Here is a 15,112-nt window from a genome sequence, read left to right as displayed (position 1 = left end):
GGAGGCTGTCATGCAGGCACGTCGCAAGGTGTACGTGGAAGGGTCACGCCCGGACATCCGGGTGCCGTTCGCCGAGGTGACGCTGACCGGGGACAACCCTCCGGTACGGCTCTACGACACCTCCGGTCCCGGCTCCGACCCGGAGGTGGGGCTGCCCGCGCTGCGCGGACCGTGGATCGCCGAACGCGGGGACGTGGCCCCGGTACGCGGAGCGGGCACGCCGCTGGCCGGAACCCGTCCCACTCAGCTCGCGTACGCCCGGGCCGGGATCGTCACGCCGGAGATGGAGTTCGTGGCGATCCGGGAGTCGGTGTCGCCGGAGTTCGTGCGGGACGAGATCGCGGCCGGGCGGGCCGTGCTGCCGCTCAACGTCAACCACCCCGAGTGCGAGCCGGCCATCATCGGCAAGGCGTTCCTGGTGAAGGTGAACGCCAACATCGGCACCTCGGCGGTCACCTCGTCGGTGGCCGAGGAGGTGGAGAAGCTGACCTGGGCCACCCGGTGGGGCGCGGACACCGTGATGGACCTGTCCACCGGCAAGCGCATCCACGAGACCCGCGAGGCGATCGTGCGGAACGCGCCGGTGCCGATCGGCACGGTGCCGATCTACCAGGCGCTGGAGAAGGTCGGCGGCGACCCGGTGAAGCTGAGCTGGGAGGTGTTCCGCGAGACGGTCATCGAGCAGGCGGAGCAGGGCGTCGACTACATGACCGTGCACGCCGGGGTGCTGCTGCCGTACGTGCCGCTGGCGGTGGACCGGGTCACCGGGATCGTGTCCCGGGGCGGCTCGATCATGGCGGCCTGGTGCCTGGCGCACCACGAGGAGAACTTCCTCTACACGAACTTCCGGGAGCTGTGTTCGCTGCTCGCGAAGTACGACGTCACGTTCTCCCTCGGTGACGGCCTGCGCCCCGGTTCCATCGCGGACGCCAACGACGAGGCGCAGTTCGCCGAGCTGCGCACGCTCGGTGAGCTGACGAAGGTCGCCTGGGAGTACGACGTGCAGGTGATGATCGAGGGCCCCGGGCACGTGCCGATGCACAAGATCAAGGAGAACGTGGACCTCCAGCAGGAGTGGTGCCACGAGGCGCCGTTCTACACGCTCGGGCCGCTGACCACCGACGTCGCGCCCGCGTACGACCACATCACCTCCGCGATCGGCGCGGCGATGATCGGCATGTTCGGCACCGCGATGCTCTGTTACGTCACCCCGAAGGAGCACCTCGGGCTGCCGGACCGCGACGACGTGAAGGCGGGCGTGATCGCGTACAAGATCGCCGCGCACGCGGCCGACCTGGCCAAGGGGCACCCGGGCGCGCAGGCGTGGGACGACGCGCTCTCGAGGGCCCGGTTCGAGTTCCGCTGGTCCGACCAGTTCAACCTGGCGCTCGACCCGGAGACCGCGCGGGCGTACCACGACGCGACGCTGCCCGCCGAGCCCGCGAAGACCGCGCACTTCTGCTCGATGTGCGGGCCCAAGTTCTGCTCCATGAAGATCACCCAGGAGCTGAAGGACTACGCGGCGCGGGGCATGCGCGGCAAGTCCGAGGAGTTCGTCGCCTCCGGATCGCGGGTGTACCTGCCGCTGGCGTGAGCGAGGCCCGGGCGGGCCGTTTCGACCCGGTCCGCCCCGGCCGTCGTTCAGTCGCGGTGGTGCCGTCCGGTCCGCAGCGAGCGGGCGTCGTCGGCGTTGTCGTCCGAGGCGAGACCGGCCACCCAGTCCACGTACTCGTCGTCGGCAGCGGTGGTCGGCTCGGCCGTACGCTCGGCCGGCTCCGGCTCGTCCTTGGCCCGGTTGCGCCGGAACAGGCCGCGCCGGGGCTTCGACTTCCCGCCGGACGCGTCGGCGTCGTCCGGTCCGGCGTGCCGCCCGCGCCGGGAGTCCGCCTCCGTCTCCGTGGCGGTGGCCTCCGGCAGTGCGGCGGTGGTGTCCGGCAGTGCGGCGGTGGTGTCCGGCAGCGCGGCACCCGCCTCGCCCGGTGCGACGGTCGTCGCGGGCCGGGCGACAGGCTTCCCCGCCTCGGGCCGGGTGAGCGGCCCTGCCGGGCGGGCGTTCGTGGCGAGCGCGTCCCATCCGGTGCTCGCGCCCGGCTCGGGCAGGCCCCGGTGGCGGGGACGCGGCGCCGGCTCGGCCGGGACGTTCGCCTCCGCGGCGTCCCGAGCCGGTGCGTCCGGTTCGGTGGTCGCGCGGTGCGGGCGGCCCGCCGGGGTGATCGGCCAGGCCGGGCGCACCTCGCCGGGCGTCCCGGTCACGTCCTCGAACATCGGGAACCGGGGCCGGGGCGACGGGACCGGCGCCGGGTCGTCGAAGAAGAAGTTGCGTCCGGTACGCCCCGGCGACGCGACCTCGTTGGAGTCGGCACGGGGAGCCGGGCTGCCGAGGGAACCGTCAGGCGCGCCAGAGTCCGTGCGGTCCGGTGCCGAGGCGGCGCTCGCGTCGTTCCGGGCCGGGTTCGCGGCCTGGGGGATCGGGGCGGTGTCGGTGGCGTCCGGTGCCGGCCGGGTCCGGCGGCCGGTCGCCGTCGGCGCGGCGTCGGACGAGCCGTCCTGGGCGCTGGTCTTCGTCGGCACCGCTTCGGCCTGCCCGCCCGCCGTCGTCGGTGCGGCGTCGGCCGGGTCGAACTCGGGAGTGGCCGGGCCGGTGGCGCGCGGTCCGGCCTTCGAGGCGCGGGGACGCCGGGAGCGGGTGGAGCGGCCGGTGGCTTCGGCCGGCGGCGCGGCGGGGGTGGCGCTGCCCGCGTCGGTAGTGGCTGGTCCGGCGGGGACGGCGCTGTCCGTCTCGGCCGCGACCGGTCCGGCGGGTGCGCCGCCATCCGTACGCGGGCCGGGCACCTGGCCCTCGGCGGTGGCCGGTGACGTCTCGTTCGAGGTGGTGCCCGCACCGGCGCTCGGGGAGGAGACGTCCGCGGGGCGAGGTGCGGTGATGCCGTCGGCGCGTGACGCCGGTCCGTCGATCGGGTCGGCGGACCGGCCGGCGCGGGTGCGGCGCGGCCGGGTCACCCGGGGCGCGGTCGCCGCCGCTTCCGGTGCGGCACCGTCGGTCCCGGCTGCGGAGCCGGAGCCGGTGGCCGACGTGGTGGAGACGGCCCCGCTGTCGGTCGGTGCGGCTGTCGCCTGCCCGGACGCTCCATCGGCGGGTTCGGAACCGGCGACGGCCGGGTCGAGAGTGGTCGCACGGTCCGTGGTGGCCGCCTCGCCGGTGCTGCCCGCGTGGGCCGTGCCCGTGCCCGTGCCCGGGTCGGGGCGGCCCGCGGCGAGGACGTCGATGGCCGAGGTCCGGCGGCCCGGGGGCAGTAGACCCGGCATGGGCTGGCCGTGGCCCGTGTCGGCGACGGCCGAGCGCTCACCCACCGGCCGTTCCGCAACTGCCGGCTGATCGACGGCGGGCAGATCCGCGAGGGCCGGCCGGCCGGCCGCGGGAAGATCGGTGCCGGCCGTCGCCGTGGCCGAGCCGCCGGGCTCCGGCCAGTTCCAGTGCGCGGGCGCGGCGGCGCCGCTCGTCACCGGAGGCTCGGGCGGGGCGGCCGGGACGCCCGGCGCGGACGAGTGCGGCAGCGGCGCGAGGATGTCGGTGGCCTCGACCGCGTCGGGGTCGCCGGTGGCGGTGACCGGGCGGGGCAGCACGGTGGTGGCGGTCGAGCCGAGCGCACCGGCGATCACGGCGATCAGCGCGCCGTAGTAGGGCGCGACCTGGTAGCGGTCGGTCGCCGAGCCGGGACCGGCGGTCAGGTAGGCGAACGCGACGAGCACCGGACCGGCCGCCCCGGCCGCGCCGCCGACCAGCGGCGGCCATTCGGCCCGGCGCGCGAGTACGCCGACCGCGCCGCCGGCCAGCAGAGCGAGCACCGGCAGCAGCAGCATGGACAGGCGTTGGGCCGCCTCCGGATCGAGCCAGGAGGGTTCGAGGACGCCGAGCCGTACCGTGGCGAGCGGGCGGTTGGCGACGATCGTGGGTGCGACGGAGAGCAGCGCCAGCAGCCAGACGATGCCGGCGGTGATCGCCACGCCCCAGCCGAACGGCGGCTTGAGCAGGACGGCGATCGCCGCGCCCGCCCCGACGACCGCGCCGAGGGCGGCGCAGATGCCGGCGGCCCAGACCGGGTCGACGGATCCGCCCAGCTCGGCCGCGCGGGCCGGTTGCATGCACAGCGGGGCGACCACCATCGCGCCCAGCGCGCTGACGCCGGCGATGGAGAGCAGTTCGGTGGTGCCGCCGGGACTGTCGTCGCGGCGGGCGAAGCGCTCGGTGAGGACGGCTCCGGCGACCGTGGCGACAGCGGCGAACCAGCCCACCCAGACGAGCTGGGCGGGCCACCGGTTGACCGAGACGTCCACGAACGCGCCGTCGAGGCGTACGACTCCGAAGCCGTACGCGATCCCCAACTGGCCGGCCCCGGCCAGTACGCTCACCCCGAGCGCCGTGAGCAGCAGCCTGCCCCACGTCCGAAAGGCCATGTCGGGCACGTTACGGCCCGGTGACCCCGATCGCCACCTTGCCGCCGCGCGGCGCGGCGAACCCGCCGGTGTGGCTACTTCAGCTCGACCAGGCGCGCGAGGTAGGTGGTGTCGCCGACGTTGGTGAGCATGTGCACCGCGCCCGGGTCGCGGTAGACCACGCCGCCGGTCGGCTCGTCGGCGTCGATGGTGGTGCCGTCGATCGTCTGCACCACGTTCTTGGCGCCCTGGATGGCCACCACCAGGTACGGGTGGTCGTGGCGGTGCAGCGGCTGCCGCTCACCCGGCTCCAGCCGGATGTGCCAGACGCGTACGCGGTCGTTCTCGTACACGATCTCCTGGCCCACCGGGCCGAGTTCGAGGTCGGCGGGGAGTTCGGTCATCGTGGTCCGTCCAGTCGGGGGAGCACCTCGGCGGCGATGAGCTCCACGTGGTCGAGGTCGTCGAAGTCGATCAGGCGCAGGTGCACCCGGGTGGCCCCGATGGCGGCGAACTCGCCGATCCGGTCGACCAACTGGGCGGGGGAGCCGACCACCGGGTCCTCCGGCGGCAGCGCGCTGGAGACGTGCAGCGGCGCGGCCCGGCGCTGCGCCTCGGCGTCGGTGCGTCCGATCGCCACCACGATGCCGGCGGAGAGTGTCAGCGGCGCGCGGCCGGAGGCGTCCCGCCCGGCGCGGTCGCACGCCTCGCGTACCCGCTCGTACGCGGCGGCGGTCTCGGCCACGCTCTTGAACGGCATGTTGAACTCGTCGGCGTAGCGGGCGGCCAGCTCGGGGGTGCGCTTCGGTCCCCGGCCACCGACGATCACCGGCGGGCCGGGCTGCTGCACCGGCTTGGGCAGCGCGGGCGCGTCGACCAGCCGGTAGTGCTCACCGGTGAAGCTGTACGTCTCGTCGGCCGGGGTGCGCCACAGGCCGGTGACGATCTCCAGCTGCTCGGCGAGCCGGTCGAATCGCTCGCTGACCGGCGGGAACGGGATGCCGTACGCGGTGTGCTCGCGCTCGTACCATCCGGCGCCGATGCCCAGCTCGACCCGGCCGCCGCTCATCCGGTCGACCTGGGCGACCATGACGGCGAGCGGCCCGGGGAGCCGGAACGTGGCGGACGTGACGAGCGTGCCGAGGCGGATCCGGGAGGTCTCCCGGGCCAGCGCGGCGAGCGTCAGCCAGGCGTCGGTGGGGCCGGGCGGCGCCGGCTCGTCCCCCATGGCCCGATAGTGGTCGGCCCGGAAGAAGCCCTCGAAGCCGGTCTCCTCGACCAGCCGGGCGAACCGGAGCTGGTCGTCGTAGTCCGCACCGCGGTGGGGTTCGGTGAACACCGAGACCCGCATGGTCACCGGCCTCCGACGGGTACGCCGGGGGCGTCCCGCTCCATCAGCAGTTCGTGCAGCTCGGCGCTGATCCGCGCGACGTCTTCCAGGTGTTCGTGGCGGCCCAGCGTGCGCGGCCGGGGGACGTTCACCTCGACCACCTCGCGGATGCGCCCGGGGCGCGGGCTGAGCACGACGACCCGGTCGGCGAGCAGCACCGCCTCGTCGATCGAGTGGGTGACGAAGACGATCGTCGCCTTCGTCTCCATGTGCACGCGCTGGAGTTCGCCGGAGAGTTCCTCGCGGGTGAGCGCGTCGAGCGCGGAGAACGGCTCGTCCATGAGCATCACCCGGGGCGAGCCGACCAGCGACCGGCACAGCGACACGCGCTGCTGCATTCCGCCGGACAGCTCGTGCGGGAGGCGCTTCTCGAAGCCGCCCAGCCCGGCCATCTCCAGCAACTGGCGGGCCCGGTCGCGGTGCTCGGCGCGGCGCCAGCCGAAGATCTCCACCGGCAGCAGCACGTTGTCGAGCACCGAGCGCCAGGGCAGCAGCGCCGGCCGCTGGAACAGCATCGCCACGTCGCGGCGGGGCTTCGTGATCGGCGTACCGCCCACGGTGATCTCACCGCCGGTGACCGGGAGCAGGCCCGCGATCATGCGCAGCAGCGTGGACTTGCCGCAGCCGGACCGGCCGAGGACGGCGACGAACTCGCCTTCGGCGACGTCGAGGTCGATGCCGCGCAACGCCTCCACCCGCCCTGAACGGCCGTCGAAGGTGCGGGACACCCCGGACAGTCGGATCATCTTCCGCCGGCTCCCTTCCACGTCGTCCGAATGCGAGCCGGGCTAGCGTAGCGGACGGTGCTTATAGCACTGTCCGGGGTGGACGTCAGTCCGCTTTCCGTCACGCAACTTCGTTTCCGTTCCGCAACCGGGACGGCGGCGGCAGGTCATCCGGCTTCTCGTACGCTGTTGCGCGCGAAGAGTCCCCTCACGACGGTCCAGTCGGCCGAACCCACTTGCCGACCCCGTCGGACCCACGACCCGACCGGCGAAGAAGTCCTGGTCGGAAAGGACATGGTGCACTGATGAGAAGGCTGACCCGTACGGTCGCCGCCGCGGCTCTGGCCACCGCCCTCGCCCTGGTGGGCGGCTGCAGCAGCGACTCGGACAAGTCCGAGAGCGGCGGCGGCAACGGCGCGGCACTGGAGAAGGTGACGTACCTCACCTCGTTCGGCAACTTCGGGCGTGACTCCTACGCCTGGGTGGCGAAGGACAAGGGCTTCTTCAAGGAGGCCGGTTTCGACGTCGACATCAAGCCCGGTCAGGGCACCGGCTCCGTGATCCAGACCATCACCGGCGGCCAGGCCGACTTCGGCCCGATCGACCTGACCGGTGGCATCCTCCAGCTCGGCAACGGCCAGGCGAAGGACTTCGTGGCGGTGGCCGCGATCCAGCAGCGCACCATGGCCGCGATCGTCACGGTCGAGGGCAAGAACATCGCCACCCCGAAGGACCTCGAGGGCAAGAAGCTCGCCGACACCCCGACGTCCGTCGTGCGCAACCTCTTCCCGACGTACGCGCGCCTCGCCGGCATCGACGGCAGCAAGGTGACCTGGGTAAACGGTGAGGCGCAGGGCCTGATCGGCATGCTCGGCTCGGGCTCGGTGGACGGCATCGGCCAGTTCGTCGTCGGCCAGCCGACGGTGGAGACGGTGACCAAGAAGAAGCCGGTCGTCCTGCCGTACAGCAACGTGATGCAGGACCTCTACGGCAACGCGCTGATCACCTCGTCGAAGATCGCCAAGGAGAAGCCGGAGATGGTGAAGAAGTTCACCGCCGCGCTGCTCAAGGGCCTGGAGTACTCGCTGGCCAACCCGGACGAGGCGGCCGAGATCCTGAAGAAGAACGTGCCGGCCGCCGTCCCGGCCGCGGCGTCCGCCGAGCTTCAGCTGATGGCCGCGTACGTGCGGTCGAGCAACTCCGGCACCGCGATCGGCACGCTGGACAGTGGCCGGGTGGCCAAGAGCATCGCGCTGCTCCAGGGCGCCGGTGCGCTGAAGCAGAACCTCACCCCGGACCAGATCATCGACTTCAGCCTCGCGCCGAAGGCCTGACCGGCCCGCTCGGGCCAACGGGGGTGCGACCCGCCGGACACCCCGGTGGGGCGCACCCCCTTCGCGTGCCGGTCACACCGACCGGCGCAGAGAGGAGGACACGTTGACACAGTCGACCGAGGCCCGGCCGGAGGCGCTGCCGCGCCCGGCGGTCCGGCGCGGGGTCGCCGTACGCCCGGCGGCGGTCGGGCTGCCGGCGCTCGGCCTGGTGATCGCGGTGGCGGCCTGGTGGCTGGTCACCTCGGGCCTGAACCTGGTGCACCCGGCCGCGCTGCCCCCGCCGCAGGCGGTGGGGAAGTCCCTCGCCGGCACCACCGAGGTGCTGCTGCCCGCGCTGGGCATCACCACCTGGATGACGGTGTTCGGCTTCCTGCTCTCGTCGGTGGCCGGGGTGCTGATCGGGATGGCACTGGCCGCCTCCAGCCGGGTGGAACGGATGTTCGCGCCGCTGCTGGTGGCGGTGAACGCGGTCCCGAAGATCGCGTTCGGGCCGCTGCTCGTGGTAGCCGTGGGCTGGGGGCAGAAGCCGATCCTGACCATGGTGTTCCTGCTCTGCTTCTTCCCGATCGTGCTCTCCACCGCGACCGGGCTGACCACCACCCCGGCGGATCTGGCGGAGCTGGGCCGGTCGCTCAACGCCTCGTGGTGGCAGTCGTTCCGCAAGGTGCGCTTCCCGGCGGCGCTGCCGCAGATCTTCGTCGGTCTGAAGGTGGCCATGCCGCTCGCCGCGATCGGCGCGGTGATCGGGGAGTTCTACTCGGACCGCCCGGGCCTGGGTTACCAGATCCTCCAGTACAACGGCGTCGGCGACACCGCTACCGCGTGGGCGGCGATCGTGCTGGTGGCGCTGATGAGCATCGTGCTCTACGCCGCGCTGAGCCTGGTCGAGCGCCTGGCCCTGCCCTGGGTGCGGGCCACCACCTCAGCCCGCTGAGAGCACCGACAAGAGCACCCGGCGTCGACCGAGCACCCAGAGGGGAATCTCAACCCACGGGTGCTGGCCGCCCACGGCAGGTGTGGCCCCACCGCAACCGGCGCAGGGATCAAGCTCGACCGCCCGGAGCCGGTTGCGGTGGGGCCACACCCCCACCGCAACCAAGCAATCAGCCGGCGAGCCGCCAACGCCCACCACGAGCCACGAGCGTCGTCAACGCCTGCGGCATCAGCCCGGAGTGGTTGTCCGGCGTCATCCGGATCGGCCCGGAGAGCCCGTCGAGCTGCGACGTCTCCAGCACGTCGCGCAGCCCGTCCCGGTCGACCTTGCCCGGCTCGCCGCCGGCCTGCAGCTCGGCGTCGGCGATCAGCTGGACCGCGTCCGCCGCGAACGAGGAGAAGCCGTTGTAGCCGCCGAACCGGGCGGTGTAGTCCTGGAACCACTGCCGCCGCGCGGCCTTGGCCGGGGTGGTGGCGATCACGTCGTCGATCACCATGGTCTGGGTGAAGATCAGCGTGGCCTCGTCGGTGGAGCGGGCCGAGGGGCCCAGGAAGAGGTCACCGGCGGCCGTGGCGTCGAAGAACAGCGACCCGCGGAACTTGCTCTGCCGTGCCGTGGTGGCGGCGAGCATCGCCTGCTCCGGCGTGGTCCACAGGACCAGTGCCTGCGGCTTGCGGGTGACCAGCTGGTTGATCTGCGTGCCGACCTCGGTGTCGGTGACCCGCACCGATTCGTTGGCGACCAGCTTCACGGAGGTCTTGCTCAGCTCGCGGCGCAGGGCGGCGAGCCCTTCCTGGCCGTAACCCTCGGCGCTGTGCAGCAGCGCCACCTTGCGGATCTCGCGCCGCTCCAGTTCCGCGGCGAGCGCGGCGGCGCTGTCGGTGGCGTTCGGGGCGAGCTTGAAGACGTATCGGCGCTCGGCCACCGGCTCGGTGATGTCGCTGGACGACCCCAGTGCGATCGTCGGAATGCGCTTCTCGCCGATCGTTCGGGCCGCGCCGACGGCGCATTCGTTGCAGCCGCCCATGATGACCGCGCTCACGCGCGAGTCACTGCTGAAATCATTGATGTTCCGCAAGGATTCCGCGGCATCCGAGCGGTTGTCCTTGACCCGCAGATCGATCTTCCGGCCGCCCAGGGCGCCGGAGGCGTTCAACTGCTCGACCTTCAGTTGCAGAGCCCGTTGGTAGACCTTGCCGACCGGCGCCGACGCGCCGGAGAGTTCCAGGTCGGCGGCGATCACGATCGGGCTGGTGTCCTGCGGTTCCCCGCCGATCCCGCAGCCGGTGAGCGTGGTGGCCAGCACGGCCGATGCGAGCGCCGCGATGCTCGCGGAGCGGATGGGGCTCAACTCAGTCCTCCAGGTGCGGCGCGGGCCGACGCCCGATCACCGCCGCTCGTCCGTCCTCAGTGGAGGAACGGGATTGGTTTGCCGTACGGTGTGCGCGAAGCCTGCAAAACCTTGCCAATGCCGGGGCCTGTGGTCAAGCCGGGCTGGCGAGTGCTGTTTCGGGACAGCCATCCCACATGCTGGGGACACGGAACATTAACTGACAATTACTGCACAGATGCGCGTGACCACTCTGGAGTGACATCCCCTGTTCAGGGGGTTGGAGAAAAGAAGGTATTAGGTGATCGGATCCCGGGATGCGTCGGCCGCGACCGTTTCCTGCCTCACTGCGGCTTCCCAAACAGGATCTCGTCTGATGAAATCGCGGCCGTGCCGCGCGTGGCGCTGGCCGCTGCACCAGGCACGGGTCAGCGGGTCGCGCGTGGAAGAAACGACGGAGGCGATGTCGTGAGCACCGGACCTACGACCCTGCCCGGGAGCCCCAACGCCGAACAGCGGAACCGGCGCCGGCGCCTGCCCAGGCTGCGCGACGCGCGGATCCGCTCCAAGCTCGCCCTCATCCTGGTCGTTCCGGTCGCCGCTGTCATCGCACTGGCAACTATCCGACTCGTTTCGGTCGGTCAGGGCGCGTACGAGGCCGACCGGATCCGGTCGCTGAGCGCGGTGTCCGTCGACATCGCGGCGCTCACCCAGGACCTGCACAAGGAGCGGATGGCGGCGGCGGTCTTCCTGGCCGACCCGAACCAGAAGCCGGACGCGTACAACCTGCGGGTGCGCCAGACCGACGAGCGCATCGCGGCGTACCAGGACGAGCGGGGCAAGCTCGGCGACGTGTCCGGCGCGATCAGCAACCAGATCAAGGTGATCGACGCCCACCTGTCCACGTTGAACGGCACCCGCCAGGAGGTGCTGGACCGGCTGCAGATGCCGGTGGCCGAGGCGAGCCTGCGCTACGGCATCGTGCTCGACGACCTGGTCGCGTACAGCGACGCGCTGGCCCAGCAGCCGGGTGCGGACAGCCTTGCCGACGCCCGCCGCGCGGTGGCCGCGTTCGCCCACGCCAAGGCCCAGGTGGCCGAGGAGCAGGCGGTGGCCTTCACCGCCCTCGACGGCGGGCAGGTCGGCGAGGAGCAGTTCTCGTCCTTCGTGGCCACGCTCACCGGTCAGCAGGAGGCGCTGCTCACCTTCTCCCGGACCGCGACGCCGGGCCAGCGGGCCCTGGTGGACCGCACCGTCTCCGGTGACGCCGTCCAGCTCGCCGACCGGGTCGCCGGCGACGTCTCCCGGTCCATCGGTCGTCAGGCGCTGGTCACCCGCGACGAGGCGTCCGCCGCCATCGGCGCGGTCGACGACCTGATGCGGTGGGCCGAGATCCAGCTCCTGGACGACATGCTGGCCGACGCCGACGAGGCACGCGCCGATGTGATCCGGCAGGCGATCGTGGAGAGCCTGCTCGTGCTGCTCACGCTCGCGGTAGCGGTGACGCTCGCCGTGGTGCTGGCCCGCTCGCTCAACGACTCGCTGCGCCGGCTGCGCGAGGGCGCGCTCGCCGTGGCCAACCACGACCTGCCGGACGCGGTGAGCCGGCTGCAGAACGTCAACGCCATCGGTGACGGCGGTGTGGACGAGATCGTCCAGCAGGTCCGGGACCCGATCAAGCTGAGCAACCGCGACGAGGTCGGTCAGGTGGCGGTGGCCTTCAACGTGGTCCACCGCGAGGCGGTCCGGGTCGCGGCCGAACAGGCCGCGCTGCGGACGAGCGTCTCGGCGATGTTCCTCAACCTGGCCCGCCGCTCGCAGAGCCTGGTCGACCGCATGATCGGCGAGCTGGACGCGATCGAGCGGTCCGAGGAGGACCCGAAGCGGCTGGCACAGCTGTTCGAGCTGGACCACCTCGCCACCCGGATGCGCCGCAACGACGAGAACCTGCTGGTGCTCGCCGGCGCCGACTCGGCCGTGCCGCGCCGCGACGACGCGCTCCTGGTCGACGTGCTGCGCGCCGCGCAGTCCGAGGTCGAGCTCTACAACCGGATCGAGTTCGGCACCGTCGACACCGACATCTCGGTGGCCGCGCACGCTGTGAACGACGTCGTCCGGCTGGTCGCCGAGCTGCTCGACAACGCCACCCGGTTCTCGCCGCCGAACACCACGGTGGTGGCCGACGGCCGCCGGATCCGCGACTACGTGCTGATCCAGATCGAGGACCGCGGTCTGGGCCTCAGCGACGACCAGCTCGACTCGCTCAACCGGCGCCTGGCCGCGCCGCCGACCGTCGACGTGGCCGCGTTCCGGCTGATGGGTCTGGCCGTGGTCAGCCGGCTCGCGTCCCGCTACGGGATCCGCGTCGAGCTGCGCCGCAACGTCGAGGGCGGCACGGTCGCCCAGGTCACGCTGCCGAACTCGACAGTGGTGCTGCCGGCCAACCGGGGCCAGGCCCCGCTGACCCGGCCGCGTCAGCCGCTCGCCGTCGAGCAGTCCCCGCTCAGCCAGGTCGGCGCCGGAGACGCGCTGGCCGGAGCCGGGCGGGGCGCTGCCACCGCGACGCTCGCCGACCAGTGGCACGGGGCGACCACCGCCCCGCCGTCCCGGTGGCAGACGCCCGCCGAGACGCGCGACACCACTCCCGCCGTACAGCTGGGTGGGGCGACGGGTGCGCTGCCGACCATGGCGGCGCCCGCCCCGGTGGCCGCGGCGCCGGCCACCGCCGCGCCGGCTCCGGTCTCCGGAGCGGGCTGGTCGGCCGGTGGCCCGACGGTGGCGTACCCCGCGCTGGACCCGCTGCCCAAGCGGACGCCCGGTGTCGAGTCGGCGCAGCCCGCGACCCAGGCCGCACCTCCGGCCTACCAGCAGCTCGCCGCGGCGCCGGCGGTGGAGAGCACCCCGGCGACGCCGGTGGTGGCCCGGCCCGAGCAGCGGGCCGAGGCGCCGATATTCCGTGAGATGGAGGCGGTCTGGTTCCGTTCGCACGGAGAGGACGAGACCACCATCTTCACCCGTCCCACGTTCGACGAGCCGCCCGCACCGGCACAGCCGGCGGTGGCGCCCCCCGCGGCGTCGGCGCGTCCGAAGCTGCCCACCCGTACCCCGGGGGCCCAGGCGTCGGGGTTGACCACGTCGACGACGCCGCCCGCGTACAGCCCGCCGGAGGTCCCGTCCACGCCGCCGGCGGCCGCGACGCCGCCCCCGGCACCACCCGTCGCCGAACCCGCGCCCGCGCCGTCGATCGACCCGGAGGCCTGGCGTACGGCGGCCGACGAGGGCTGGTCGCGGGCCAGCCGTGCCGCGGAGCCCACCACCGGCGGGACCACCCGCTCCGGCCTGCCCAAGCGGGTTCCGCAGGCCCAGCTCGTGCCCGGCGGAATAGAGCCGAAGAGCGGCCGGGACCGCAGCCGGCGCACGCCGGACGAGGTACGCGGTCTGCTCTCCGCCTACCACCGTGGCGTCCAGCGGGGCCGTACGGCCGGCGCCGACCTGAACAGCACCTCGACCAAGGAGACGAACCGATGAACAGGCCGGCGGCCATGCAGGACATGGGGTGGCTTCTCACCAACTTCGCCGACAGCGTCGCGGGCATCGCGCACGTGGTGGCGGTGTCCGCGGACGGGCTGCTGCTCGCCTCCTCGCGGGATCTGCCCGGCGACCGGGCCGACCAGCTCGCCGCGATCACCTCCGGCGTGGTGAGCCTGACCGAGGGCGCGGCGCGGATGTTCAGCGCCGGCGGGGTGCTGCAGACCGTGATCGAGATGGACAGCGGCTACCTGTTCCTGATGTCCATCAGCGACGGTTCGTCGATGGCCGTGCTCGCGGCGCGCAGCTGCGACGTCGGCCAGGTGGGTTACGAGATGGCGCTGCTGGTGGAGCGGGTCGGCCAGGCACTGGTCCCGCTGCCGAGGGACGCGGTCCGGTCCTGATCGGAGCGGGGAGCTGACGACCGGAGCCGGTGCGGCTCCGAACGAGGGGAGGTGATCGCGAGATGGACCCGCGACGTGATCCACGTGGCGCGCTGGTGAGGCCGTACGCGGTCACCCGGGGTCGCACCGAGCCGTTGCAGAACATCGCGCTCGAAGCGGTGCTGTCGAGCACGCCGACGCAGTCGGCCGAGGCACGCTTCGCCGGGCACGACAAGTACCGCATCTCCTCGGTCTGTGAGGGCCGGGCGCAGTCGCTTGCGGAAATCGCCGCTTACACCCGGATGCCGCTGGGCGTCACCCGGGTGCTGGTCGCCGACATGGTGGCCGAGGGCCTGCTGACGCTACACACTGCCGCTCCCGCGACGGGTTTCGCGGCGCGGATGAACCTGCTTGGAAGGGTGCTAAGTGGACTTCGCGAACTATGACCCCGACGGGGTGAACCGCGGCCGGGAGATCATCTCCGCGAAGATCGTGATCGCGGGTGGCTTCGGCGTGGGAAAGACCACGCTCGTCGGGGCGATCTCCGAGATCCAGCCGCTGACCACCGAGGCGCTGATGACCGCGGCCGGCGTGGGCATCGACGACGCGTCGAAGGTGCCGGGCAAGGAGACCACCACGGTCGCCATGGACTTCGGCCGTATCACCATGGCCGAGGACCTGATCCTCTACCTGTTCGGCACACCGGGCCAGACCCGCTTCTGGTTCATGTGGGACGAGATCATCAGGGGCGCGGTGGGTGCGGCGGTGCTCGTGGACACCCGCCGGATCACCGACGCGTTCGCGCCGCTGGACTACTTCGAGAACCGCAAGCTGCCGTACGTCGTGGCGTTGAACCGCTTCGGCGACGCGCCGCACTACGAGCTGGAGGAGGTCCGGGAGGCGCTCGCCATCTCCCCGGACGTGCCGATGGTCCTGTGCGACGCCCGTCAGCGGGACTCGGTCAAGCAGGTGCTGGTCACAGTGGTGGAGCACGCCATGCTCCGCCTCCAGGCCGAGCACGGCTACCCGGCTTCTGTGGGCTGACCGCCTGCGG

At 72.6% G+C, this 15,112-nt stretch carries 12 protein-coding genes; 7 read left to right on the top strand and 5 right to left on the bottom strand.

What is annotated here, in order from left to right:
- Nucleotides 1-10 precede the first annotated feature (10 nt).
- Nucleotides 11-1,594 (top strand): phosphomethylpyrimidine synthase ThiC, encoded by a 1,584-nt coding sequence (gene thiC / locus OC439_RS09305; protein WP_262013079.1) that lies wholly within the window; start codon nucleotides 11-13, stop codon nucleotides 1,592-1,594.
- A 47-nt stretch (nucleotides 1,595-1,641) separates the two neighbouring features.
- Here thiC and OC439_RS09300 read toward each other — a convergent pair whose 3' ends face one another.
- The 4 genes from OC439_RS09300 to OC439_RS09285 form a co-directional block, all read right to left on the bottom strand.
- On the bottom strand, nucleotides 1,642-4,455 hold the full coding sequence (locus OC439_RS09300; protein ID WP_262013078.1) for a hypothetical protein: 2,814 nt from the start codon (nucleotides 4,453-4,455) through the stop codon (nucleotides 1,642-1,644).
- A gap of 74 nt (nucleotides 4,456-4,529) precedes the next feature.
- Nucleotides 4,530-4,838 (bottom strand): cupin, encoded by a 309-nt coding sequence (locus OC439_RS09295; protein ID WP_262013077.1) that lies wholly within the window; start codon nucleotides 4,836-4,838, stop codon nucleotides 4,530-4,532.
- Entirely contained in the window at nucleotides 4,835-5,785 is a 951-nt protein-coding gene (locus OC439_RS09290) for an LLM class F420-dependent oxidoreductase (protein ID WP_262013266.1), read from the bottom strand. Before OC439_RS09290 ends, OC439_RS09295 begins: the two co-directional genes overlap by 4 nt.
- Nucleotides 5,786-5,787: 2 nt before the next feature.
- Nucleotides 5,788-6,570, bottom strand: coding sequence for an ABC transporter ATP-binding protein (locus OC439_RS09285; RefSeq protein WP_194801410.1), 783 nt, complete (start codon nucleotides 6,568-6,570; stop codon nucleotides 5,788-5,790).
- 284 nt (nucleotides 6,571-6,854) lie between these two features.
- On the opposite strand from OC439_RS09285, the gene OC439_RS09280 reads away from it, so the two are divergent.
- Nucleotides 6,855-7,883: an ABC transporter substrate-binding protein gene (locus OC439_RS09280; RefSeq protein WP_262013076.1), complete on the top strand. Its 1,029-nt coding sequence runs from the start codon at nucleotides 6,855-6,857 to the stop codon at nucleotides 7,881-7,883.
- A 136-nt stretch (nucleotides 7,884-8,019) separates the two neighbouring features.
- The gene (locus tag OC439_RS09275) at nucleotides 8,020-8,817 is read left to right on the top strand and encodes an ABC transporter permease (RefSeq protein ID WP_262013265.1); all 798 of its coding nucleotides are present in this window, start codon (nucleotides 8,020-8,022) and stop codon (nucleotides 8,815-8,817) included.
- A gap of 169 nt (nucleotides 8,818-8,986) precedes the next feature.
- On the opposite strand, the gene OC439_RS09270 is transcribed toward OC439_RS09275, so the two are convergent.
- On the bottom strand, nucleotides 8,987-10,168 hold the full coding sequence (locus OC439_RS09270; RefSeq protein ID WP_262013075.1) for an ABC transporter substrate-binding protein: 1,182 nt from the start codon (nucleotides 10,166-10,168) through the stop codon (nucleotides 8,987-8,989).
- A 447-nt stretch (nucleotides 10,169-10,615) separates the two neighbouring features.
- Here OC439_RS09270 and OC439_RS09265 point away from each other — a divergent pair, with 447 nt between their 5' ends.
- The 4 genes from OC439_RS09265 (at nucleotide 10,616) to OC439_RS09250 (ending at nucleotide 15,102) form a co-directional block, all read left to right on the top strand.
- The gene (locus OC439_RS09265; protein WP_262013074.1) at nucleotides 10,616-13,675 is read left to right on the top strand and encodes a nitrate- and nitrite sensing domain-containing protein; all 3,060 of its coding nucleotides are present in this window, start codon (nucleotides 10,616-10,618) and stop codon (nucleotides 13,673-13,675) included.
- On the top strand, nucleotides 13,672-14,079 hold the full coding sequence (locus tag OC439_RS09260) for a roadblock/LC7 domain-containing protein (protein WP_013288588.1): 408 nt from the start codon (nucleotides 13,672-13,674) through the stop codon (nucleotides 14,077-14,079). The genes OC439_RS09265 and OC439_RS09260 overlap by 4 nt, the downstream gene beginning before the upstream one ends.
- A 62-nt stretch (nucleotides 14,080-14,141) precedes the next feature.
- Nucleotides 14,142-14,504: a DUF742 domain-containing protein gene (locus OC439_RS09255; RefSeq protein WP_013288587.1), complete on the top strand. Its 363-nt coding sequence runs from the start codon at nucleotides 14,142-14,144 to the stop codon at nucleotides 14,502-14,504.
- Nucleotides 14,485-15,102, top strand: coding sequence for a GTP-binding protein (locus OC439_RS09250; RefSeq protein WP_013288586.1), 618 nt, complete (start codon nucleotides 14,485-14,487; stop codon nucleotides 15,100-15,102). The genes OC439_RS09255 and OC439_RS09250 overlap by 20 nt, the downstream gene beginning before the upstream one ends.
- Nucleotides 15,103-15,112 lie beyond the last annotated feature (10 nt).

Origin of the sequence: Micromonospora sp. Mcm103 (assembly GCF_024519755.1) — a bacterium.
Lineage (GTDB): Bacteria > Actinomycetota > Actinomycetes > Mycobacteriales > Micromonosporaceae > Micromonospora > Micromonospora aurantiaca.
This window is presented reverse-complemented; position numbering and strand designations above follow the sequence as displayed.